This window comes from Methanosarcina sp., assembly GCF_028693135.1.
GTDB lineage: Archaea > Halobacteriota > Methanosarcinia > Methanosarcinales > Methanosarcinaceae > Methanosarcina.
This window is the reverse complement of sequence record NZ_JAQUVZ010000006.1, coordinates 90,536-115,351: the sequence shown is the minus strand read 5'-3', so window position 1 is coordinate 115,351 and position 24,816 is coordinate 90,536. Positions and strand designations below refer to the sequence as shown.

At 37.0% G+C, this 24,816-nt stretch carries 19 protein-coding genes and 5 pseudogenes; 4 read left to right on the top strand and 20 right to left on the bottom strand.

Annotated features, from left to right (window positions below; genetic code table 11):
* Nucleotides 1-258: 258 nt before the first annotated feature.
* The 3 genes and pseudogenes from PHF18_RS04710 to PHF18_RS04700 all read left to right on the top strand — a co-directional run bounded on the left by PHF18_RS04710 (nt 259) and on the right by PHF18_RS04700 (nt 3,389).
* On the top strand, nt 259-1,074 hold the full coding sequence (locus PHF18_RS04710) for an IS5 family transposase (RefSeq protein ID WP_300099009.1): 816 nt from the start codon (nt 259-261) through the stop codon (nt 1,072-1,074).
* 104 nt (nt 1,075-1,178) lie between these two features.
* Nucleotides 1,179-1,715 (top strand): annotated as a pseudogene (locus PHF18_RS04705) (transposase).
* Between the two features lie 216 nt (nt 1,716-1,931).
* Nucleotides 1,932-3,389 (top strand): UDP-N-acetylglucosamine 2-epimerase, encoded by a 1,458-nt coding sequence (locus tag PHF18_RS04700; protein ID WP_300099006.1) that lies wholly within the window; start codon nt 1,932-1,934, stop codon nt 3,387-3,389.
* A 33-nt stretch (nt 3,390-3,422) separates the two neighbouring features.
* On the opposite strand, the gene PHF18_RS04695 is transcribed toward PHF18_RS04700, so the two are convergent.
* The 14 genes and pseudogenes from PHF18_RS04695 to PHF18_RS04630 form a co-directional block, all read right to left on the bottom strand.
* Entirely contained in the window at nt 3,423-4,910 is a 1,488-nt protein-coding gene (locus PHF18_RS04695; protein WP_300099003.1) for a lipopolysaccharide biosynthesis protein, read from the bottom strand.
* A 260-nt stretch (nt 4,911-5,170) separates the two neighbouring features.
* Nucleotides 5,171-5,914, bottom strand: coding sequence for a TIM barrel protein (locus PHF18_RS04690; RefSeq protein ID WP_300099000.1), 744 nt, complete (start codon nt 5,912-5,914; stop codon nt 5,171-5,173).
* Between the two features lie 28 nt (nt 5,915-5,942).
* Nucleotides 5,943-6,998 carry a pseudaminic acid synthase gene (pseI, locus tag PHF18_RS04685; RefSeq protein WP_300098997.1) on the bottom strand — a complete coding sequence of 352 codons (1,056 nt, stop codon included), beginning with the start codon at nt 6,996-6,998 and terminating at the stop codon, nt 5,943-5,945.
* A gap of 3 nt (nt 6,999-7,001) precedes the next feature.
* Nucleotides 7,002-7,565: a UDP-4-amino-4,6-dideoxy-N-acetyl-beta-L-altrosamine N-acetyltransferase gene (gene pseH / locus PHF18_RS04680; RefSeq protein ID WP_300098994.1), complete on the bottom strand. Its 564-nt coding sequence runs from the start codon at nt 7,563-7,565 to the stop codon at nt 7,002-7,004.
* Between the two features lie 460 nt (nt 7,566-8,025).
* Nucleotides 8,026-8,751 (bottom strand): acylneuraminate cytidylyltransferase family protein, encoded by a 726-nt coding sequence (locus PHF18_RS04675; RefSeq protein WP_300098991.1) that lies wholly within the window; start codon nt 8,749-8,751, stop codon nt 8,026-8,028.
* A gap of 6 nt (nt 8,752-8,757) precedes the next feature.
* Nucleotides 8,758-9,888: a UDP-4-amino-4,6-dideoxy-N-acetyl-beta-L-altrosamine transaminase gene (gene pseC, locus PHF18_RS04670; RefSeq protein ID WP_300098988.1), complete on the bottom strand. Its 1,131-nt coding sequence runs from the start codon at nt 9,886-9,888 to the stop codon at nt 8,758-8,760.
* A gap of 42 nt (nt 9,889-9,930) precedes the next feature.
* The gene (locus PHF18_RS04665) at nt 9,931-10,557 is read right to left on the bottom strand and encodes a pseudaminic acid biosynthesis-associated methylase (protein ID WP_300098985.1); all 627 of its coding nucleotides are present in this window, start codon (nt 10,555-10,557) and stop codon (nt 9,931-9,933) included.
* A gap of 39 nt (nt 10,558-10,596) precedes the next feature.
* The gene (locus PHF18_RS04660; protein WP_300098982.1) at nt 10,597-10,998 is read right to left on the bottom strand and encodes a WxcM-like domain-containing protein; all 402 of its coding nucleotides are present in this window, start codon (nt 10,996-10,998) and stop codon (nt 10,597-10,599) included.
* Nucleotides 10,999-11,003: 5 nt separating this feature from the next.
* The gene (gene pseB, locus PHF18_RS04655; RefSeq protein WP_300098978.1) at nt 11,004-11,984 is read right to left on the bottom strand and encodes a UDP-N-acetylglucosamine 4,6-dehydratase (inverting); all 981 of its coding nucleotides are present in this window, start codon (nt 11,982-11,984) and stop codon (nt 11,004-11,006) included.
* Nucleotides 11,985-12,084: 100 nt separating this feature from the next.
* Nucleotides 12,085-13,275 (bottom strand): N-acetyl sugar amidotransferase, encoded by a 1,191-nt coding sequence (locus tag PHF18_RS04650; RefSeq protein ID WP_300098975.1) that lies wholly within the window; start codon nt 13,273-13,275, stop codon nt 12,085-12,087.
* A gap of 1,000 nt (nt 13,276-14,275) precedes the next feature.
* Nucleotides 14,276-14,599, bottom strand: a pseudogene (locus tag PHF18_RS04645) (transposase); the annotation flags it as partial.
* Nucleotides 14,600-14,883: 284 nt separating this feature from the next.
* Nucleotides 14,884-15,288: pseudogene (locus PHF18_RS04640) on the bottom strand (IS5 family transposase); the annotation flags it as partial.
* A gap of 239 nt (nt 15,289-15,527) precedes the next feature.
* Nucleotides 15,528-17,061, bottom strand: a pseudogene (locus tag PHF18_RS04635) (IS1634 family transposase).
* 88 nt (nt 17,062-17,149) lie between these two features.
* A pseudogene (locus PHF18_RS04630) lies at nt 17,150-17,257 on the bottom strand (IS5/IS1182 family transposase); the annotation flags it as partial.
* A gap of 608 nt (nt 17,258-17,865) precedes the next feature.
* On the opposite strand from PHF18_RS04630, the gene PHF18_RS04625 reads away from it, so the two are divergent.
* On the top strand, nt 17,866-19,296 hold the full coding sequence (locus PHF18_RS04625) for a flippase (RefSeq protein WP_300098972.1): 1,431 nt from the start codon (nt 17,866-17,868) through the stop codon (nt 19,294-19,296).
* Nucleotides 19,297-19,501: 205 nt separating this feature from the next.
* On the opposite strand, the gene PHF18_RS04620 is transcribed toward PHF18_RS04625, so the two are convergent.
* The 6 genes from PHF18_RS04620 to PHF18_RS04595 all read right to left on the bottom strand — a co-directional run bounded on the left by PHF18_RS04620 (nt 19,502) and on the right by PHF18_RS04595 (nt 24,201).
* Entirely contained in the window at nt 19,502-20,869 is a 1,368-nt protein-coding gene (locus tag PHF18_RS04620; RefSeq protein ID WP_300099123.1) for a mannose-1-phosphate guanylyltransferase/mannose-6-phosphate isomerase, read from the bottom strand.
* Between the two features lie 344 nt (nt 20,870-21,213).
* Nucleotides 21,214-22,269 (bottom strand): NosD domain-containing protein, encoded by a 1,056-nt coding sequence (locus PHF18_RS04615; protein ID WP_300098969.1) that lies wholly within the window; start codon nt 22,267-22,269, stop codon nt 21,214-21,216.
* Between the two features lie 209 nt (nt 22,270-22,478).
* Nucleotides 22,479-23,228, bottom strand: a complete 750-nt coding sequence (locus tag PHF18_RS04610) for an arsenite methyltransferase (RefSeq protein WP_300098966.1) — start codon at nt 23,226-23,228, stop codon at nt 22,479-22,481.
* A 9-nt stretch (nt 23,229-23,237) separates the two neighbouring features.
* Nucleotides 23,238-23,603, bottom strand: coding sequence for a helix-turn-helix transcriptional regulator (locus tag PHF18_RS04605; protein ID WP_300098964.1), 366 nt, complete (start codon nt 23,601-23,603; stop codon nt 23,238-23,240).
* A 100-nt stretch (nt 23,604-23,703) separates the two neighbouring features.
* Nucleotides 23,704-23,925 carry a hypothetical protein gene (locus PHF18_RS04600; protein ID WP_300098962.1) on the bottom strand — a complete coding sequence of 74 codons (222 nt, stop codon included), beginning with the start codon at nt 23,923-23,925 and terminating at the stop codon, nt 23,704-23,706.
* A gap of 102 nt (nt 23,926-24,027) precedes the next feature.
* On the bottom strand, nt 24,028-24,201 hold the full coding sequence (locus PHF18_RS04595; RefSeq protein WP_300098960.1) for a hypothetical protein: 174 nt from the start codon (nt 24,199-24,201) through the stop codon (nt 24,028-24,030).
* Between the last annotated feature and the right edge of the window lie 615 nt (nt 24,202-24,816).

The window sequence follows — 24,816 nt, the reverse complement described above, 5'->3', positions numbered from 1 at the left end:
TTACCATGAGAGAGAATACTGAATGGGTTGAAACCGTAGAAGATGGATGGAATGTTCTTGCAGGGGCAGATTATGGAAAGATTGTAAATTCGATTCATGGATTTGATGGGGCTAAAAGGAGAAATAATGCGTTTGGAAATAGGAAAGGCGCTGAGGAGATAAACAACATACTTACCTGAAAGCGCCTTGTATTCTTTGAGGCTGTCTAAGAGCCTATCCGAAAAGTAAAAGAACTGCTATGTATGGTAATTTGTAGTAGTGACAAAACGAAAAACGGGACACGACTACGAGATCTCAGATGGATTCTGGAATATAATCAAATCTTTACTACCACTCCCAAAGCCGAAAAAGAAGCCTGGAAGACCGCGAGAGGATGATAGGAAAATAATTAACGGTATTTATTATCTCCTTCGTACTGGCTGTCAATGGAAAGCCTTGCCAAGATGTTATGGTGCTCCAAGCACTGTACATGATAGATTTCAGGAATGGCAAAGGGCAGGATTATTTGAGACAATATGGCAAGCTGGTCTAATGGAATATGATAATAAAAAAGGGTTAGAGTGGGAGTGGCAATCAATTGATGGAGCTATGACAAAAGCACCATTGGGTGGAGATGGAACCGGAGCTAACCCTACTGACCGTGGCAAAAAAGGAACAAAAAGGAGTATGTTAACTGAGGGTAAAGGCATACCACTTTCTGTTGCCGTGGATGGAGCCAATAGGCACGATAAAATGCTTGTAAAAGAGACTCTTGATGACATAATTATTGAAAGACCTTCACATAAAGTAATTCAGAATATATGCATGGATAAGGGATATGATTATCCTGATATCAGAAAATTGGTTGAAGAATATGGATATACTGCCCATATCCCGAGACGTGGAGAAGAAAAAATAGTAAAAAAGATACCGGGTCATAAGGCAAGAAGGTGGGTTGTAGAAAGGACGCATTCTTGGCTGAATAGATTCAGAAGACTGCTTATTCGATGGGAAAAGAAGCTTGAGAATTACTTTGCTATGCTTCATTTCGCATGCGCATGGATTACTTTCAGAGCTGCGGGACTTTTCGGATAGGCTCTTAAAATTAAATAATCCTGTAACCAGATTGTTCGTTAATGTTGTCAAAACGAAATTGAAGACTTCCTTATCCTAGGGATTTATCTGATAAAGAATGGGAACTGCTTAAGCCTCATATCCCACATCTCCGAACTAATCGAGGTAGAAAACGCGTTCAGTCCTTTCGAGAAATACAGAAACACCAAGAGTACGCGGATATGATGCTGGCAAGAAAGTCAAAGGGAGAAAGTGCCACATTCTAGTGGATACAACAGGGCTACTGTTGATGGATGTAGTTCATGCGGCGAATATTAGGATAGAGATGGTGCTAAACTTGTTCTGGAACAAGTTTAAGGAACATTTTCTCGATTACAGCTTATCTGGGCTGATGCGGGTTATGCCGGTCAACTGGTTGATTGAGTCAAAGTAATGTGTGGTTGGGTATTGGAAATCGTAAAGCGTGATGATGACGTCAAAGGTTTTAAAGTACTTCCTCACAGATGGGGGGGGTAGAACGTACATTTGGATAGCTGGGTCGCTATCGACGTTTGAGCAAAGATTACGAAGGATTTACGAAGTCCAGTCAAGCCTTCATCTATGCTGCTATGATCCGTATAATGAGCAAACGACTGGCTAAGATCAAACCTTTATGTGAATAAGAAACACTTTTAAGACAGGCTCTAAATAATTTAATAATTTGAGTGTAAATTAAATGATATAAAAATCAAAGCTTTTTAGAGAACTATCCTCCGATAAATATAATAGAATAATCATACAAATTTTATCCTGTAACATTTAAATAAAAAATAGATAAAGTAATTTTCAAATTTCAACTGACGCCGATCGAAACCTCACATCCTTTATGGAGTAGCCTTATGTATTTCAATCATACTTTAGAGATTTTAAAAAAATATATGGAAATTGCAAAGAATCTGATATTTCAAAAAAAGGATACGAATTATTTGTTAATGTCCATTGCAATCTCTTGTTATTATATATTAAAATATATCCAATTTAATGTTTTTTTCAATCAGCTTAAAAAAAAGATAATATCTAGAGAGATTGAAATTCTCTTTTCCAGTTCTTTAAATAATTGGAGGGATTATAAACATAAAGATGGTAAAAATTATGAATATGATCTGATGATAGGAGATGTGCTCGAGCAAAGCAAAAAAATGTTTTCTATCAAATGCATTGATAGGGACCCAACAAATAAGTTTAGGAGTAAGAGCGCAACTCTTAATAAATATAGAAATTCTGATGATTGGATATGCATTGAACAATATATAACAATTAAAGATGTTTTCAAGGCTTTCACATATTCCATTCAGTCATTGGTAGGAATGAAAATCGACGACGAATTCAAAAAATATTTTTGCATCATTGGAAGTAAAATTAATGTAAATAGTTATATGAAATTATTAATTTGTAAAAACATACTCCACGAGATACAGCCTAACATTTTGTTGTTAACATGTGAATACTGTCCCTTTCATAAGGAAATGGTATACACTGCTCACCAATATAAAATCCCTACAATTGCCCTTCAACATGGGATAATTACGGATCAACATCCAGGATATATGTATGATGATAAAAGTTTCCGGGCTATCTTACCTGATGTTACGTGTGTTTTTGGGGAGGAACACTACAAATTGCTTGTGGAAAAAAGCATATATGAACCTCAAAAAGTAGTCGTCACAGGCAATCCAAGATATGATATATTGAATTACGCAAAAAAATTGTATTCTAGAGAAGATTTTTTCAAAAGATATAGCCTAAATCCAGATAATAAAATCGTCCTTTGGACAACCCAATGCCACGGTATATCTGATAAAGAAAATAAAAACAATTTCAAAGCAATGTTTAAAACGTTACAAAATCTAAAAGATGTAACCTTGATCATTAAACAGCATCCAGGAGAAGGTGAAAAATATACAAAAATGATCAAAGATGCTTTGAAAAATCATAACTTAAATATTGTAATCACTCCCAAAAATTCAGACACCTATGAACAGCTCTATATGTGTGATATCTTGGTCATAAAAGACTCTACAACTGCAATGGAAGCAGTAGCTCTGAATAAACCTGTGATCGTCTTAAACCTCAGTGGAGAGCCAGATGTCGAAAGATATGTGACAGAGGGTGTAGCATTGGGCGTTTATAATGAAAAAGATCTAAAACCTACTATAGAGGAATTACTGAGAGACGACTTCGAGTTGGCTGAAAATAGAGATAAATACATTGAACAATATTTGTATAAAATTGATGGTAAATCAACAGAAAGAGTCGTACAGCTCATTGAAAAAACCCTTGATGAGTGGGATGGGTAAAAAATATTTAAAGATCTCTGTAATAGAGATATTTCAAACATTCTTTTTTTTGAAACGTCCCCTCATTATTTCTCCAGTGTATATCTTTCCCTGTGTAATCTCTTCGTCTGTAAAAACATGAATCAGCAATAATCCTGTGGGGTATACAAGTATTACTAGACATCTCAATGCGATATCGCACAGGATATCATATTCTGGTAAGAAAAGGGATATTGCATATACAGATATTCCTACAAATAATATCTTGCTAATTCTAAGGTATTCATATTTTATGGGAAAAAGCCTATTGGATAGTAAAAATACTCCAATAAAAGTGAATAAATATGTCATTGCGGTTGCAGCGGCGGCACCAATCATTCCATATTCAGGAATAAGCAGGAAATTTAGACCTATGTTAATTAAGGCCCCTAAAAAAGTAGTAATTGCAAGATATTTTGTTTTTTTCAGAAGGAATATTTGATTTACTACCATGTAATACATGCCATTCAGGACAAATGCCAGAACAATGAAAGGAACAACCTGGGAAGCTTCATAATATGCGGGGACTGTCATGAGATGTATAACATCTTTTGCAAACAATGCGATGCCTACTCCGATGAATCCAATTAAAGCCATATAATATGTGGTTAGAATTGAGAACGTATGTTTTGCCTTTTCACCTTCATCTGTTGCTTTTGACAGAAAAAAAGGAACCCAGGCAAAATTAATGGCTGTAGTAATAAGACTCAGTATTGATCCGATCTGATATCCAAGGGAATAGAGGCCGACTATAGAGAGATTCCAGTACCAGCTTAGGAATAACCTGTCAATAAGGCTGGTGATCCACCCAGCGAGCATATGTGGAATCAATGGTAACCCAAAATAGAATGATTCTTTGAATTTATTTCTATCAAATTTTATTGTAATATCTTTTTTTAGATAACTTAGTGCCACAAAAAAGAAGATTATGCTACATACGAATTGACCTTTCAAACTTCCAAGTGCGCCTTCTCTTTGCATCACAACGAAAAAGATTATTAGTATAGTGGAAATCAGAAATTTTGCTACATTAATTACACTGTAAGTGTGGGCTCTTTCTCTCACCTGCAGAAGAATTAAAGCAAAATTTAAGGGAACACCAAGAAATGCACTCCATATAACTAAGATAAGATATGGATTAAATGGAATGTCAGAGAGAACTATTGAGAAGAAGGAATCTCCCAATAAACAAAGTATGACACATATTGCAAAAGATATCAAACAAACCGAGAGGCAGATAGTACTGAGGTAATCTCTTAATTTAGTTGAATCATGATGATAATCATAATAGAAACGGCCGATTGCCCCCCCTTGTCCAAAAATTAAAAATATTACTAAAACACTACTTACAACCGATGCAATTGATAAGATTCCGTAATCTGCAGGAGTGAGATATCTTGTATATATAGGGAGAAGAAAAAACCCTATTGCCTGAGTTAAAATCGTCCCGATGGCAAATCCAAGGGAATTTTTTGCAAGACGTTTAATATCATTGATAATCATAATAAATCCCGTTTTCTCGATCATTTTTAAATAAATCGTAGGTTCGTCCCTATTTATGGCTTATATATTTTATTTATTGAAGCCAGTTGATTGATATTCATTTTACTTGCAATATGATCTTGTTCATCAGTTTATCTTATAAGCTCTGTATTTAAAAGGATTCAATAAAAGTGAATTGAAGTTACCATCTAATAATATTAAATGTTGGGAGAGTGTCTATTAAATATGGATATTTACCCTTCTCTTTTGATGGGAATAATCTACTTGATAAACGCTTTAATTTTTGTCAAGTTGGCAAGATCCTCATTAAAGGATTCAAGGTTGCTTCTTGGTGTTTCCAAAGTTATGTATTTAGAAAATATGGATGAGACATATTGCATTAAAAACTCGAAGTCATAATTTCCTTCTCCTATCGATAGGTGCTCATCTTTTTCGTTAGCCAAGTTTCCATCTGAAATATGAAAGTAAGAGGGGTTTAATTTTAAAAAATCTTTGATGTATTCTTTGTAGTCTCCGTTTAAACTAACAGCAGCTTTAATTGCATGATTCATATCAAAACAAAACCCAAATTTTGACCCCATAAGTTCCGAAATTTGCTCTGGCGAATAACCTACCATTGCTTCGTCAAACAGTCCAACTTTTGGCATGTTTTCAATTAAAGTCCGTTTGTCGTCGATACATTCCAAAAACTCTCTCGATGAAGCCATAGAACCGAATCCGGGATGAAGAATAATATATCTGGCATTAAGTTGGTCGGCCCACTCAATGCAGTTCTGAATTGTTTTAATGTTATAATCCCTTTTTTCTCTGTCAGCAATGTTCACACCGTGCCTTTCTGTCGTTATGTGAATTGTATAGGGCAGGTCGTAAGAAAGAAATGTATCTATCTCTGTGCCGGGAATTGGAGTCAATTCAATGTATTGAAATACATCATCCTTGATTAGTTGCTCTGCTTGTGGGAGCGTGTCCTGATTGGTGGACCAGAGTTTTAAGCCGAAGTTCATTTATATTCCCCCAAAAAGATTTAAATATTCATCCTATAAGGTCCCAGTTAAGAGGAGTCCCTTTAGTAACAGACTTTGCAGCCTTTTTCCCCAGAACATCATACAGATATTTGGGGTGGAGTCCAAAACCAGGTCTAATGGATCTTATATTTTTCTCAGAAAACACTTCTCCTTCTTCCATATCTTCTACGACAAAAAGGGATCGAGAAAACTCACGGCTTTTCGTCATTTTGTCCGTCAGTTCATAACTGACTTCACCGAGAGCTTTTTCAACTTCCCTTACCGCCTTGACCATTGCCTTAAACTCTTGGGGTTCAAGAGAAAACTCAGCATCTGGCCCGCCTAAACCCCGGTCAAGTATGAAGTGCTTCTCAATTATTTTTGCTCCAAGAACTACAGCTGCAATCGGTACTGATATTCCTAAGGTATGATCTGATAAACCGACAACAACCTTAAAAGTGTCCTTAAGGTTTGGGATTGTGTTTAAGTTTACATCTTCAAGAGGGGATGGATATGCAGATGTGCATTTTAAAAGTGCAACCTGTTTATTTCCCATCCGTTTGCAGGCGTTTACAGCTTCTTCAATATCAGTTAGCGTGGCGATGCCTGTAGAAATAATTACTGGTTTTCCCTTTGAGGCGATGTATTCTATGAGAGGTATGTCAGTAATTTCAAAAGAAGCGACCTTGTAGGCAGGGACGTTCATTTTTTCCAAAAAATCTACGGCAGTTTTGTCAAAAGGAGAGGAGAAACATAAGAGTCCTAAGTCTTCAGCTATCTTTTTTAACTCCGGCTGCCATTCCCACGGAGTGTAGGCTTCCTGATATAGCTTGTAAAGGGTTCTGCCATCCCACAAAGTTCCTTGCTTTATCCTGAAATATTCATTCTCTGAGTCAATAGTTATTGTGTCTGCTGTATAGGTCTGGAGCTTGACAGCATCAGCTCCGGTTTCCTTTATGGATTTTATGGTTTTTACAGCAAGATCAAAATCATGGAGATGATTAGCAGATAATTCTGCGATTATAAATGTATGTTTACTGTTTCCAATTAACTTGTTCCCAATTTTGATTTCCATCTCTTTCATTCCTCATTTATTTATTATCCCCATAATTATGACGTTAAGCCAGTTCCCATCTTTACATACAAATTCCTTAAGTATCCCTTCTTCTTCAAAACCCATTTTTTTGTAAAAATCTATTGCTCTTTCATTATTCTCTATAACTTCGAGCTTCAATGAATGCAGTTCAAAGATATCGAAGGCCACTTTTTTTAGACAATTGCTAAGTAAACTGCCTTTATTCTTCATTTCACAAAATGGATTTGAATATATGCCCAAGTAGGCATTTTTATTTTTTATGTTTATATTGTTTAAGGAAATAACACCTATAAATCCTTCATCTTTATAGACAATCCAGTAAAAATTCTTATTGTCTTTTTGTAAATTTTCTAAGAAATTAAAATGTTCTTCCTGAGAAATAATTTCATCTGAGTACATCCATTTTCTGATACTCTCATCGTTTCTGCATTCTCTTACCATTTCTTTTTCTTCTATTGAAGCATTGATAAAGTTTTTTAAGAGAATCCCTTTAAAAGCAAAGTTTTCTTTTAGATTAATCATTCGTGATCCTTTGTCTAAGAAGTTGATGTACATGAGCTTGTGCCATTTTCTTTAAAATTACTTATTTTTCAATAATATTCATTAATAAGTCTTATTTTGTCAAAAATTTATTTTTAATCAACTATTAGCCCATTTAAAGCTACAATATTTTCTTATTTCTAATTATATTTGTTTTTATTCCTTAAATAATAGAATAATGGGTTTATAGATTTTTAATATTTTCTGAGAAATAATACACTGATCAATTTATAAGTTAAAATTCAAATTATATCATATATTTTTTAATAAATATCTTATTTATTATGTATTTTAGTGAAATTATACTTAATAATTCGTGGAGTAGTGTTTTTTAAAGGCTCTAAACGTAATTTTTAGACTAAATAAGTATTTATAGGTCATTTTTTGGGTTTTAAAGCATTTTTGAAGTTTTTGGTATAAGCTCACATAAGTAAATTTTTGATTTTTTTTCATATTTATATATGCTTTCAATAATCTACTGTAAAATTTGTTGTACCAATGCCCTTTTATTCATCATAATTTCAACAATCTCGAAATCAAATGGCTCATCGATGTCGACTGTCTCTTTCTCTTCCATCACCAAAAAACCAACATTTCCGTCGACGATTTTATTTTTTTCCATTAAAATATCTCTTTTGGTAATATATATAGCCCCATTTTCCTTGAACAAAGGTTTTGTAAATTGTCGGTTTTTCGGGTTTTTTGGATAAAATCTTTCATATTTGCCTTGATTTTCTATCCAGTAGTGCCCCCTGTCTTCTACAACACTTAACACGGAGTCAAGATTTTTATCTTTGATAAGCCTTGCTGCTTCTGATATCCTTGACTGGGACAACATTGGTGATGTGGCATATAACAAAACAACTATATCTGGTTTATAGTCCTCTTTTTTCTCTAGGTAGCTAACTGCATGCTGCAAAACTGGTAAAGTCCCGATTTCATCACCAGCAAGTTCTGGTGGTCTTACAAAAGGAACTTCTGCACCAAACTCTTTTGCAACGGTGGCAATCTCCGGATCTTCAGTGGAAACAATAACCCGGTCAATTTCGTCTACACCAAGGGCGGTTTCAATAATATATCCTATTAAGGGCTTGCCATTTAATTCTTTAACATTCTTTCTTGGAATACCCTTTGATCCTCCTCTAGCCGGAATTATTGCAACTGTTTTGATAACATTCACCTTCTTAAAATGGATTTTCACTACATATTATTCGAATGGATTCCCATCTTTGATAGTTTTCACCACTAACTCAACGTCCTCATTACACATCTTTGGGTAGATGGGAAGGGTGATGATCCTTTTAAAAACGTCCTCAGTTATGGGATAATCATTTTCATCAAAATCAAAATGTTTGCGATAGTAACTAAAATGGTAAGTCGGGATATAATGTACATTCACACCGATGCCGCTTTTCCGCATATATGTGAAGAATTTATCACGATTAACGTCTTTTAACAAAATTGTATAAATATGCCACCCGTGTTTTATACCTTCTTTTGTAACAGGGATTTCCACAAATTCACAGTCTCTCAGTAACTCATTGTAAAGCTCTGCGATCTCCTGGCGCTTTTCTATGAACATGTCCAGCTTCTTCAGCTGAGAGATCCCCAGAGCTGCCTGGATATCCGTCATCCGGTAATTCCGTCCAAGCATTTTCATATCATAGGCCCAGCCCGCATCAGGCCCATATCTCTCAGTTGCACTTTTGTCAATACCATGACTGTGGAGTAGACGAGCTCTTTCTGCGAGTTCGGAATTATTTGTAACAACAGCGCCTCCTTCTCCCGTGGTAATCGGCTTAACCGGATGAAAGCTGAAAACCGTCAGGTCGGCAAAATTCCCTATCTTTTTCCCGTAATAACTGGCTCCGAGAGCATGACAGGCGTCTTCAATGAGATAAAGGTTATATTCTTCTGCTATTTCCTTAATTTCTTTGATATCACAAGGGTGCCCTGCATAATCAACGTAACTTATAGCCCTTGTTTTTGGGGTGATTTTGCGTCGGATATCTTCGGGATCGATATTTCGGGTATCTTTTTGTATGTCTGCAAATACAGGCTTGAGACGATTATAGAGAAGTGCGTTACTGGTAGCTGCGAAGGTAAAAGGTGTGGTAATTACTTCAGATCCTTCTGGAAGATCCAGTGCTCCTACGGCGACATCCAGGGCACTTGTTCCGCTGTTTACTGCCACAGAGTGCTTGCATCCCACGTATTTGCAGAGGGCGTTCTCAAACTCCCCAACTTTCGGACCTGTGGTCAGCCAATCACTACCCAGCACTTTCATGACTTCTTCTTTATCTTCGTTATCAATCCATTGACGTCCATAGGGAATCATTTGCTTACCTCGTAAGAGATGATGTCTTTTTGTCCGGTGCTATTAAAGATTGGATTTTTCTAATAAGAACCACGAAATATCGTCCTGTGGAAAAGTTAAATCACGATGATAAATGAATCCGTAATTGACCAATTTGAGATCTGAAAATTGATCTAACATTTCACCAGCAAAATCTCTTTTAAAGAGCTTTTTTTCATGACCACGGTATGTTATTTTGATAGGAGTCGGATTATAGTATTCAATTATGCAAATGTATTTTTTACTCGTAGTATATAGCAAATTATATACAAAGGTAAGCTGTTCAGGATCTATGTGTATAAGGACACCTTTCACAAAAGTAAAATCCCGTTTGTAATCTGGATTAAAATCTAGTATCGACTGATTGTAAATATTGATATCACTCATCTTTTCAAGAATTGATACAGCCTTTTTGTTAATTTCGATCGCAGATAATTCTACCTCAGGAATCAATTGTTTTATTGCATGAAGATTTAGACCAATGTTGGGACCAAATTCTATAACTGACTTCACACTATCCACATTTTTGAAAATTTGTGAGAATAACGAAATATTGCTTGCCAATATTTTAGCAGTTTGATTTCTCTCAACGTACTCATCTCCAAATTTTCCTGCCCAAAACATTTCTTGTTCAGTTTTATACGATTTCATAAAAATCCTCTAACTACGATTTCATGACAGTTCAAGGAATCATATAGTAACCTTATAGGAAACGGTGTCTTCCTTATCCTCTGGGTTTTTACTGAAAACTATCAAGCTCGCTTCGTGTCCCCAGTTATTTTTTACTGCATGAGCTACAAAAGGTGGAATGTATATCATTTCGTATCCTTTGGCATGTGTATCCAGAATTAGTTTATCTTTTTCTCCGGAAATTACATTCTCCAGACATAGCTCCAGCTTTCCGGAAGCCGGTGCAATCCATTCCTCCTTTATTTTGTGGTAGTGGTTGGCTCTGACCATCCCAGGATTTATCGACACAAGATAAGTGTGTACACAGTTGAAAGGTTCATCGTCATAATTCATTGAGACCAGTTCTGTGAGCCAACCATCTTCTCTCTCATGTTTAACTCTTAATAATTTCGTGAAGAGCATGCTAATCAGCACATATTTTTGAGTTCCTCTTTGGTAAGCCATCTATCGTTGATATCACTTGAATATCTGTACCCTTCTGGGAGCGATTTACCATCAACATGTTTTTCCTTATTCCAGAATGGAAACTCCGGCGCAATTATGAAATAATCAGAGAATTCTTTTGCATGCCTTGCTTCATCTTCGGTAATCATAATTTCATGAAGCTTTTCACCGGGCCTTATACCAACAATTTCTTTCTTTGCTTCAGGAGCAATCGTTTCCGCAAGATCCATCATCCTCATGCTGGGAATTTTGGGAATGAATATTTCTCCACCTTGCATTCTTTCTATTGAATTAAGGACGAAGTTAACTCCCTGATCTAGAGTTAACCAGAAACGTGTCATTCTCTCATCTGTGATAGTCAAAACACCTTTTTTCTTCTGCTCTTGGAAAAGAGGAATAACACTACCTCTGCTACCAATGACGTTTCCATATCTTATACAACTGAACCTTGTTTTTCTTTTTCCTGTGTATGTATTCCCTTGAATAAACAGTTTTTCTGCTACCATCTTGGTAGCTCCATAAAGGTTGACAGGATGAACTGCCTTGTCCGTGCTGATGGCCATCACATCCCCTACCGAGTTATCGATGGCAGCATCAATCACATTCACAGCCCCGTCAATATTTGTCCTTATAGCTTCGATCGGGTTGTATTCACAAGCAGGAACCTGTTTTAAAGCCGCGGCATGTACTACAAGGTCAACACCATTCATCGCACGGTAGAGACGGTCTCGGTCTCTCACATCTCCTATTAAAAAACGAATCCTGTTATCTTTGAATTTTTGTTCCATTATGTACTGGTTATACTCCCCTCTTGAATAGATTCTAAGGCTCTTTGGATTATGCTCTCTAAGAAGGATCTCTGTAAATTTATTTCCAAAAGAACCAGTACCTCCTGTAAGTAATATCGTTTTCCCGTCGAATGCAGATTCTGTATTTTTTTCCATATGTTCACTACCAAACAACAACTATTTTGTATCCTCTTCAAATTGTATGGGCAAAAGTAAATTTCACATATTTGCCGAAAATTTAAGAATTTAACCAAGTCTAAAAAACATCCTCAAGCGACGCATCCAACTTTGGAACTGTATGACAAAAATGTTGTATATTTTCCTGGTTGGAAAATTCTCCCTCGAATTTGAAGAGGATACCTTTTTTAAGTTGCCATCTCTCATCGATGTTTTCAAAAATATCGCGATTCCAAAATTTCTCAACAATATTCCAAAATTGCAGTGGTGTGTATCCTAAAAAGGTTATAAAATCATCCATCGCACGCTGATCCAATTTAGGATCATGCTCTGCAATTAATTTTTTAGCTTCAGGTAAACTAATCAGCCCTTCTCGAACACGTCTACTTACAATATCAGACGTTCGCTGAAATCCAAACTTAGGATATTTCAACCAGAGATGAACCATATATGCTACAGAATCGATCTGTTCAAAATCTTCGATGCAACCTTCACGTTTCCATTCATGAGACAAATCATGGAATCCGTATCTTTTCGCAATATCAAGGTTTTTCACACTACTCCACGGAGTGAAATAGCTCATAAAAATTACTTCAGGATTCACATTCTTTTGTTCTTCAGATGTGGGAACAATAGCATTTACTTCTTTTCTAGAGATGCCTCTCTGTAGCCAAAAATCCATATCAATATTTTCAAATATCTGCGAGATTGTTTCATTTGCTGAATAATTATCCTGATCAGTAGTACCATATTCATACGCTGAATTCTCACCATACACAACAAACGGTATTCCAAATTTCATAGCCATTTTTAGTGGAACTGTATATATAGCAGCTTCTACAAACTTTAAAGGAATACCCATTTCTTCAAATCCAATTTTAGTAACTCTTCTAAATAGGTCGATACTCAAATCAAACTGAATATGATCGCAACCAAATGTATCACCTAAATTTCTGTAATTTTTCAAGCCAGCTTCTGTCTTTGTGAATGGATCACCAACAGTTATCAAAAGAGGGTTCATATCCATTTTAACTTTCATTTCATAAACAAGACGATGGCTATCTTTTCCACCACTTACAGGAATTACACAATCATAATACCCATCAGATCTTCTATATTTATTGCAAAGTTTTCTTAGTTCTTCGAGTCTTTGATCCCAATTGATCATTTTCCTTTTTTCATAGTTTATGCAAGCTTGGCAAACTCCCTCATCATTAAATATAGACCCTGGTCTTGTATCCGGCATCATGCATTTTTTACAATATCGCATTTCTAAGTCCTCATTGGAATTTTATTACATCGGGAGTGCGGAGGGTCACGAATACCTCGCCCTTAACAGGCTGTCCGACAATTACTGGTGATAATATTCAAAATTCTTCTTTTTCGATTTAAAGGCTTTATATGCCTTATTTTTTGCATGTTTTTGCCCTGAAATTGAATTGTCGGACAGCCTCTTTAGGTCGGGGATGAAGTGAACCCTCGCCTCTTTTTGTTTTTGATTTAAATATCTAAATCGTCGCTTCTTTGTAAAATTATCGGAAATCGGACAGGGGCTCGATAGCAGAGTTTCAATAACTTAGATCAAGGAAACCTTGTTAAAGGACACTGTGAATCATTTCCGAGTAACCGGGCGTGCGGCCCATCAGCATACCCCATCCTTTACAGGCTGTCCGACAATTACTGGTGGTAATATTCAAAATCATTCTTTTTCGATTTAAAGGCTTTATATGCCTTATTTTTTGCATGTTTTTGCCCTGAAATTGAATTGTCGGACAGCCTGTTTAGGTTGGGGTGGCTGCACGCAGTTTGATTTTAATAATATTTATTTGACTTGTTTATAACTTACAGCAAAACAACATATAGATTCTGAATTTTTGCCTTATTCACAAACTTCACTTTACAAGTCCCTTAACATTTTTAAATATTGGAGATAAACTTTCGACCAAGATATAGACTGTTTTTTGGGATTAAGAGATTATATATTAGGATTTGTGCACTTGAGGTACATCAAACATATTCAAGTATATTCAAGCACATCAGGCTTTATGATTTTAATTTATAGTTTGAACAATTAAAAGTTTAATGCTATTAAGTTCTCATTTCAACCACGCAAGTCCTATATATTAATGCCTTTTTAGAGTAATATAGGGTAGAAAGTAAATAAATAAGTTTTGCCTCTAACAGTAGTTCCGATTTATTATAGTTCCGAATGACTACTCTCATGATTTTATAGTTTTGTACTTAGAGACCGTCTGAATATTATATATTTCTCATTCGCTTAACGTTTTGATACGACCCAGTCGTCTAATCATTATGTGTATCATCGCAGCATATACCAATGCTTGACTTGATTCTGTCAATCCTTCGTAATCTGTACTCAAACGTCGATAGCGACCTAGCCATGCAAATGTACGCTTTACTATCCATCTGTGAGGAAGTACTTTAAAGCCTTTGATATCGTCGCTACGCTTAACTATTTCCAATACCCATCCACACATTACATTGACCCAATCAACCAATTTACCCGAATAACCAGCATCAGTCCAAATAAGATGCAATCGTGAAAATGTCCCTTTAACTTGTTCCAGAACAAGTTAAGGAATGATAAAAATATAACTTCTAAATTTCAGTGTGGGAATTGATCTATACAGGCTGTCTCAAAACTCAAACCATTTCTACAATTGGATTATGGGCAATGTTGAGTTTAAATCAAATAGGGTATTTTTCCGGAATTCAGATGGTAATTAACCTTATTGTCGGATATTTTAGCCCAATTGTAGAATCAAGTTTACTTTTGATACAGCCTGTATAGTTCCATTTCCCCCAATAACCATTCTTGGCAACAAAATCCCTTGATATTATATTTGAATCATTCCTAAGCCCCATCTCGATCCTGAATATTTGCTGCATGAACTACAACTATTACCAGTAGACCTATTGTGTCCACCAGAATGTGGCGCTTTCTCCCTTTTACTTTCTTTCCAGCATCATAACCGCGCACTCCAGGCGTTTCTGTAGTTTTAACTGACTGGCTATCTAAAATCGCTGCACTCGGTTCTGGTTCTCTGCCATTTGCAATTCTCAGTTCAGTCCTCAGTATAGCATTTATACGTTCCCAAATCCCTTCTAAACGCCACAGGCAGAAATAATGTTAGACAGTTTTCCAATGTGGGAATTCGTGCGGTAACATTCGTCATGCACAACCAGAACGTAGCAAATAGAATATGGCATTCAATATTTCTCGATTGGAATGAACGCGTTTTCGACCTCGATTTGTTCTTGGACCCTAACTTTGACAGATTTCGATAACTAAGACAGTGCAAAGTCACAAGAAACGTCTTGCTGAGATACAATCTAATTTGAAAAAATGAAAATTCATAACTAACATCGAAATCTGTATAAAATTTTAAATTGTATCTACAATTTTGATAGTATCCACTAATTCTCAGAGAATAATCTCTTGATTTTAAGCCAAAATGAGTTTGACAGATAGCATCAATATAAAAAATATTATTATAAATTCTACGAAATCTCACTCATTCTTGTTACAATCAAGCTATTTATCTTGTCAAAATTAGCGAAAATATACTGTTTGACCCCATTTTTCAAGAAATTGACTGTAAGTGTCAAATTCTTCAAGCTTTTTTTGATGAATTTTGTAGACCTATGTTTCAGGTCCTCAAATTCATATCGCATCAGCGATATGAATAACTGGGCAATAAATCCCAGGATAATAGCTCCATAAATGCTATCATCTGACCACACTCTTAACGGCTTAATTTGAATTTCATTTTTTAACGAGTGGAATATTTTTTCAATGGAATCCTTTCTTCGGTATATTTTCAATGCTTCTTCAAGTGTCAAATCCTTGCTTGATTTAAGGCAAAAAAATCCTTCTCTTCCATTAATCAGTGAAGCTTTTAGAAGTTCTATTGCTTCTTCATCACTAAGCTCTTCGAGCTTAGTCCTAAAAGAGTAATCAATCTCAATCAACTCATTATCTATTCTGAACTTCTTAGGAAGCTTTTTCTTGTTTACTATGGCCTTCTGAATCTCTTTTGCTTCCTTTAATTTCGGCTCTTCACCATTTCCCGTGGGTAAGATCAGTTTTAATTCAAGACCGTATGTGTTTTTGTGAGGGTTAAACACACAAAAAAACGAGGAGCCTTAATTTCTTCATAACAGCTCTTGCTTTTGATTCTAACTGTCTTTTCTGTAAAGATTCAGAGAAATAGAAATATTTAATGCTGCTTGGCTTGACTATTTTTATTCCATATAAACCTTCTTCAGGGTTTCTTAGTTCCGCTTTTTCCGGGTCAAATTTCTCAATTATTTTGTCGTCACTTGTGTTCAGTTTCATGGAGGTGAGATACTCCATCTCATCTTCCTGTATTATCTTGATATTTTCTATGGTATTAGCGCCTTTATCAAAAACAATAAGAGAGCCTTTTTTGAGTTTACTTTTCACTTGATTATATGTATCAGAAAAGTGTTCCAGATCAAGAACATTTCCTTTATTCACTGTAAATCCAATAGGTATGTTAATAGGGTCGGAAAGTTCACTAATTCCAACTGTTATTTGCAGCTTATCAGGTCTGTGGTCTCTACTATATCCATATTTACCAAGTTTGGATTTAATCCCGTAAATGACTATACTTGTCCAGTCCAGATTTACGTCTGTGTGTTCAAAATCATATTCCGAAAATAGACAGTTCAAGATATCATAGAGAATTTCCTCTTTGTGACTTCCAATGGTTTCAAGGGTTCTGTAAAGGACTCTTTCGTTGAAGGACTTAAGGTTTAAGAGGTCGAGAACTTCAGCTTGATTCATCCAGTTACTTGCTTCCTTAATACTGAAATTCTCGGTGAGCTTATAGCTCACCAATCCAATCAGTAAACTATTGATGTCGAGGCCTTTACTTTTATACTTGCTAAAAATGCCGAAAAAATTGAGCTTTTCAAAAAAGTATTGAACGGCCATTGTTGTTCCAATAGGAAGACATATATTCTTGTTAGGAATTGTAGGAAATGCTCTTAGTTTTATGTTATTATTCATTGGATCGAATAATACAAAACAAAGAGCACTTATTTTTATTTATCTACCAAAATGAAGTTCAAAATAGTGGAAACTGTCAAAGTTAGGTTGGACTCGGGAAATGAGGTTTAATTAGTCCCCATTCTTTATCAGAGAAATCACTAGGATAAGGAGATCTTTAAGATTGTTTTAGCATTGACGAACAATTTAGGTACAAGGATTATTTAACTTTAAGACACGCTCTTAGAGCCTATCCGAAAAGTCAGTAATGCATGTTGAAAAGTCAAATGATTCTATGATATCACTTACTTTCGGTAGGTCGACATTAGAAATTAGAATATTTTTCTCGATACCGTTTTAGAACATTAGATGACTATTTATTAGGTTTAAAGATGGTTAACGTGTGACCAAACTCTCACGACCTATATAAGCACTGAACCATTTTTTCATTAAAGTTTAGTATGATAGATTAATAATTGGTCATATGTAAACCTAACAAATACACACAATTACGGAGCATCATTTCAAAATCACCATCATCAAAAATCATCAAAAATTATATGTCGACCTGCCGAAGGTAAGAAGTAAGAGCGAGTGTATGAAATTACACATATTTGATGTAATTTCCAAAATATGGCAAAAAACGGTATCATTAAAAATTATTTAGAAAATACAAAACACCTGCCGAATGTAGGCAATAAGATAATAGATAAGCATAAATTCGGGACACTATCAACAATTTAATTATGCAACAACACAGAAATATATTTTTTTACAAAAACAGGCAAAATCATGATTAACCGTAGTACTCTACTTTCTCGAATTATGCGAATAGAACAATTGCGTCGCCAGAGTCTTATAACCCTTTCCACAACAATAATACTCACTGCAATTGGTTTTTTAAGTACGATGTATTTTGCCCATGCTGTTGGAGAATCGGTATTAGGAGCATACTTTCTTTTTTTAGCTTACTTTAACACCTTAACCCTGATCCTGGATGGTGGTTTGGGAGGAGCAGCAGTTAAAAGGATCAGCGAAGGAAGAGAAAAAAACGAATATTTCACGGCTGTTTTTGTATTAAGGATCTTTCTTGTAGGAGTTTCTATAATTGTACTCCTTTTTGCCAGGTCATTCCTTGAGAACATTGATCAATCTGAAACGTATTTATGGCTATTCATAGCTTTAATTATCGGGATTTTCTGGAATAGTGTTTCAAATGGGAACTACGGCTCCGGGAAAGTGGGATTAAATCAAACATGTGGGTTCATAAACAGTACATTATGCGTGGTTTTTCAGGTGATTGCCGTATACCTGGGCTTCGGGGCAAATGGGCTTGCCGGGGGCTTTATTTTTGGGATGATCGCAGCCACTATAATAGGATTTCATTTTTTGGACCTCAGATTTAAAAGATTTAATACCGGGCATTTGAAAAGCATATTTTCATATTCATTCTGGATTTTTTTAGCTTCAAGCGGAAGCCTCGTATTCAGCTATGCCGACACAATAATAATTGGGCAGTTCCTTGAAACGGCCGATGTCGGGATATACAGGGTAGCATTCCAATGTACAACAGCAGCAACCTTTACAACACTCGCAATGAAAACGGTACTCTTCCCAAAAGTGAGTAACTGGAATGCAAACGGAGAATTAAAAATGGCAGAGAATGCCTTTGCAAAAGGCATAACATATTCTTTGCTGCTTGCAGTGCCTGTTTTTGTAGGAGGAATTATACTCGGGGATAAAATGCTCTACTTCTTTTATGGAGAAGGTTTTGCACGGGGAACACAGACATTTTATGTGCTGCTGGCAGTGCAACTTGTAAATGTGTTTATGTTTCTGCAAACCATGTATCTGAATGCTCTAAACCGCCCGAAAGAATCATTTAAAGTAACCGCAATCGCAGCAACCGCAAATATAATCCTTGATTTCATGTTGATTCCGGTCCTTGGGATCCTCGGAGCAGCTGTTGCAACTCTTATTACCATGATCCTGAACTCTTTGCTTGCACACCTGGCATTGAAACGTATGATTCACGTCAGACTTGAATACCAGGAAATAAAAAATATCGTTATAGCGACTATAGCAATGGGACTGGGGGTGGGATGTTATCGGATTTTAGTGCCTCTATCAAACATATGGCTTACACTAATCCCAGTAATACTGGGGGCTATTTTGTACGTTCTCCTGCTCTTAAAACTTGACACCAATATCCGGAGTGAAATAATACAGATCGGAAAGCAAATGGGATTGCAGTAACCCCGTAAAATAAAAATGTTAAGAATACATTCCCCGTCTGCGAAGTAAAGCTTCCGAAAAGAGCAAAAAGATCTCACACAATTACATATCATAAAAAGTTTAGTTAGAGGACGGAACACACGATTCCAGGCTCGTGCAATTCACCTCCCTTTCAACCAGTCCATCTCTCCGGAAACTTACGTTTATGCCAATAGCCTCATCTTTCTCATTTCCTCCCATACTCATCATCAAACCTGACAATGTCCCCTTCGTCCACAAGCTCTCCCAGCTGCACCTCAATAATCTCCAGCGGCACCTTCCCAGGATTTGACAGCCTGTGCTTTTCTCCAGCCCTGATAAACGTACTTTCCCCGGGCCTCAAAAAACATTTGTTACCATTCACTTCCACACAGGCCATGCCCTTTACAACCACCCAGTGTTCACTCCTGTGGTAGTGCAGTTGCAGGCTTAACTTATGGTCAGAAAGCACAGTAATATTCTTTATCTTATGGCCGGGAGAGGAGTCAAGTAGCGTATATGAACCCCAGGGCCGGTAGACTGTTTGCCCGATAAATGCTCTTTCATCGTTCCTGCTTTTCAGATCGGAGACTATTTCCTTTACTTTCTGACTGCTGGATTTAGGGCATATTAACAGGGCATCGCTTGTGTCAACAATAACCATGTCCTTAACATCAATAAGGGAAACGATTTTACCGCATTTTGAATACACCAGATTTCCGTTGGAGTTTAGAAGCATGGGATCGCATTCATGGACCACATTTTCATTGACATCCTTTTCCAGCTCATCATAAATTGCCGCAAAGTTTCCAAGGTCGCTCCATTTCTGGCCCAGTTTTACAACAGCGACTATATCGGACTTTTCCATTATGCCATAATCAATAGAAACCTTATCCACACCCGCATAAATATCATTAATATTGCCCTCTTTCTCAAAGCAGGCAAAAACCGAAGGCGCGTGTTTTTTGACTTCTTCAAAGAAGAGCTGCGTTTCAAAGAGGAACATCCCGCTATTCCAGAGGCAGCCTTCTTCAATGTATTTTTGTGCAGTTTCGAAATCCGGCTTTTCTCTGAATTCCGAAACCCTGTACCCAGGCTCGCAGGACTCTGAGGCTTTAATGTAGCCGTATCCGGTATGAGGGGACGTAGGAACAACCCCGAAAGTGACCAGATAATCCGAAGCCAGTTTTTCAGCTGAAGAAATCGTTGCCATTGCAGATCTATCAAGCACATGGTCGGAGGAAAATACTCCTACGATTGAATTCCCGAATTTTTGTTCAATCTCTTTCATTCCAAAGAAGATTGCAGGAAGTGTGTTCTTGCCTTCAGGCTCAATCAGGACATTCTCAGGAAGAATTGAGTATCCGATTTCTTTGATCTGTCCGATCACGAAAAATTTCTGGGCTTCGTTTGTTACCACAAAAATCTCAGAAATATCTGAAACCTCAAGACATCGAAGCACTGTCTCCTGAAAAAGTGAGGTCTCTCCAAATTTTAAAAACTGTTTGGGATACATTTCCCGGCTGAGAGGCCAGAGTCTCGTCCCTGAGCCGCCTGCAAGAATTATCGACTTAATCCTGTCATCTCCTTTAGGTGTTAGTAAAATACATCTAATCTAAGTAGGCCACACTCTATATAAATACATAGATTGTTTTGAAGTTGAGAAGTTTTTGAAATAATTTTTTGAAATAACCAGATCAAACCAGATCATACCTATTTAAAAACGTGATTATTCAAGCAATATATTAAAAACAGTTGTTAAATAAGCTTTGCCCGGGGAAGCTGATTGAGTAAAAAAGTGAGAACTTGCAGTTTTCCGGGTTCAATGAGTTCGGTTCAATGAGTTCGGTTCAATGAGTCCGATTCACGGAGTCCGGTTCACTGGAGCCATTTGTGACCCATTTAAAAGTTCACTGTAGTTCATTGATCTTCTTTAAAATCGCTTCCTACCCAACCCATTACCCTTTTTATGATAAATATTCCGAGAGCGAATACAAATAAGGCAAATCCCAACAGAGAAACCGTAAGGGAACGTTCATTGTTTTGGAAAAGTGGAGGACGGAGTATAAGAGGCATATAATCGATATTGCCTTCCCCCAGATCATAGGATGCATCGCATAAGCCATCATTATCCAGATCTTCAATAACGCACATGGAAGTGCTTTCAGAGTCTGCCCAGTAATTTCCGCCGATAAATGGGCCTCCTACAATATTGATCTCCCTCATCAGAGTCATATTCCAGACGTTTTCTAAGTTGCTCCCCTCATAGCCAACATTTTCGGAGTTCTGAAAATAGTTATCGTAAATAAGGTTTTTACTGCTGTTTGAGAGCATAAGACCATACTCTGTGTTAAAATGCAACAGGTTTTCCTTTAAGTGGTTTCCATCAGACGCTTCAAGAAAAATTCCTCCCAGGCTGTTCATTTTTACCCTGTTATTGATAATCCAGTTGTCCTTTGAAGCATTGAGAAAAATGCCGACCTCATTATTAGAAACATCATTTAGATTCAGCATATTGGTAGTAGAAGAGTCCAGATAGATTCCCAGGCGATTACTGGAAAGATTGTTGTTGCTTATCATAACTCCCTGTGTATTCTCCAGATAAATACCAGCTTTCTGAGTATCATTAGCGCCATTTATTGAAAAACCACTTATAGTTACGTTATTTGCAATTACATGAAATACATGGTCATGAGGGTTTTTTGCCGTTACAATGTTTATTTCAGGCTTTCCGGAGATTGAACGAACGGTAATTTCTTTGTCAAGATATATGTTCTCCATATAAAGCCCATTATACACATAAACCGTATCTCCGGGCTCGGCAGCGTTTACAGCTCCCTGAATTGAAGAAAAATCTTTATTCTCACTCCCCACAGTGATTCTTCTGGCAGCCGCAGAGCCTGAGCTGAGCAACAAAAGTAAAAAACCTATTGCAAAAACGATTTTTACGGATCTTATGGTTTTCAGTAATGTCACCTCAAAGAGACCGACCCCTGTTACCCCACATTCAGGAGAGTCCCTGCATTCAGAAGATCAGACCTAGAGTCCCGGATCTGGAGTACCAGATCATTAAAAATAATAATTGAATAGTAATATAAATAGATTGAGGGATATATTTATTGAAGCATAGTTTCTGAGGAATCCTGCTGATTTGTCCTGAAAATATCACTTCTCGTACCTTCTTCTCATACCCGAGCTTTTAATTTTAGGCTTTCAACTGGCAGACCTCCGTACTGCCTTTTACTTATATCCGAATCTTCAGCCAGGATTTCAACCGAAAACCCTGCATTTTTTAAAAGCCCCAGATACTCCTCTTTTAACACAGCGCCGGCGACGCAGCCTGCAAGCAGGTCTTTGTCGTTTTTAAGCTCTTCGGGTAGCTCAGCCAGGAGGACCATATCCGAAACATACATCCTGCCTTCTGGCTTCAGCACCCGAAAGGCCTCCCTGAAAACCTTTTCTTTATCCGGCGCCAGGTTAATCACGCAATTGCTGATAATAACATCCACCGAACTATCATCAACCGGAAGAGCTTCAATATCCCCATGGCGGAACTCAACATTTAAATAGCCATAGTTTTGAGCATTAACCTGCGCTTTTTCAACCATTTCAGGAGTCATATCAACTCCAATAACCTTTCCTGAGCTTCCGACTCTCTGTGCAGCAAGAAAACAATCAAATCCCGCACCTGAACCCAGATCAAGGACAATGTCCCCTGGTTTCAGTTCCGCAAAAGCTGTAGGATTGCCACAGCCAAGCCCCAGGTTTGCGTCCGGGACAGCCTGAACATCAGCTTCCGAATAGCCAAGAGATTTAGAAAGGTCTACTGAGCTCGAATCGCCGCAGCACCCACCGCCAGAACAGCAGGAGCCCCCTAAAGTTGCAATTTCCTGATACTTCTTTTTGATAACTTCTTTTTTTTCGCTGGAGTCCATTCTTTCACCTTAACTTCTTTTTTTCCTTGTCTTATTTTTGTCCTCAGTTTCCTCCTTGCAACAAACCCGGCAATTTTCCGGACTACTGCAGCAGGGCTTTACCTCTCCGATTCCAAGGACAAGCAGCATTTCCCTTGTTTCCTCGTCCTTGATGCTGTAGATTACGTTTCGACCTTTCTTTTCAAACTTTAAAATCTCGGCCTCGAAAAGCACTTTAAGGTGCTTTGAAACCGTTGTCTGATCCTTTTCCGTAAGGGGAGTAAAATCACAGGCACAGTAGCTGTGCTCGAGCAGGTAGGAGAGAATGGTAAGTCGGGTTTCGTCCCCGAGGGCTCTGAAAAATTTCGCTTTATTTTCAAGCATATACGTATGCATATATGCGCATATATACATATAAAAGTTGTGAAAAATCTCTATAATCCATCATGAGAATAAATAAAAAATCTGTAGTAAAAAAGAAAAAAGAAAAGCCTGCTTACTTGCAGGTGTCCAGAAGACTTTTCTTTTTGCCTCCTCTATCATGTTCAGAGGGGTGTATAGGCTCAACTTTAGCTTCTTCGACTTCTGTCTTTTCTTCCTCAACAAACTCCGTTCTCACTTCTTCATCATATTTTTCGCCGCTCACCAGAGGTTTTTTCCTGCCCCCACGCTCTTTTTCCATCGGATCTATAGGTTCAACATTCGCTTTCTCTGCCATAATTAACCCCCTGTATTATACTGTAGTATGAACTCACTGTATATTGCCTCATTCCAATCAGAAAAATTATTCCAGCTCAAAAAAATGGAAATAAAAACCTGCTTACTTGCAGGTGTCAAGAAGGCCTTTCTTTTTCCCGCCTCTCTGTTCAGATGGGTGTATAGGCTCAACTTTAGCTTCTTCGACTTCTGTCTTTTCTTCCTCAACAAGCGCTTTTTTCTCTTCTTCATCGTATTTTTCGCAACTTACTATAGGTTTTTTATGATGTTCCGGCATATATTCAACTCCCTTAATCAGCTTATACCTCTAAAAAACAGTATTAATTTCCCAAGATTCACTCTCAGGTTCCAGGATCCAATCAACCTCTGAAAAGTTCCCGGTTTTCAGGCTTCATCAGGATTACCTTTTCAACAACCCCCAGTTTACCATATCTTAAGAGGGACCCTTTGATCCTGTCGCAGCCAGCAAGCGATCTCATTGTTAATACTTTTCCACATGGGTTCTTGAACCTCACAGGTTCGACTCTGAGACCTATTGATCAGCTTCTCTCTTCGATCCCTCCTTTCTACCCAACCTCCGGATTAAACCGGTTTGGAAATTTATCCCTAAATTTATTATATTCACTAGATTTATTAAATTTTTGTGACAACAATAAAAAAATAAGAAAATGTCTCGTTTTGTTTCTAATAGATCTATTGAAAAAGAAAACGTTTATAATTTAACAAAAAAGATAGTGCAAAACATGTAGAATCATTAAAATTATTTGGGAGAATATATATCCCATTAATCAATATAAGGAGAACGTCCAGGCGGAAAGTCACAAAGCTGAGAAACCTTTGTGAAGCTCCGCTATAGTTAAATTTATCGATTCATTTGTTCAGAAAATATGCT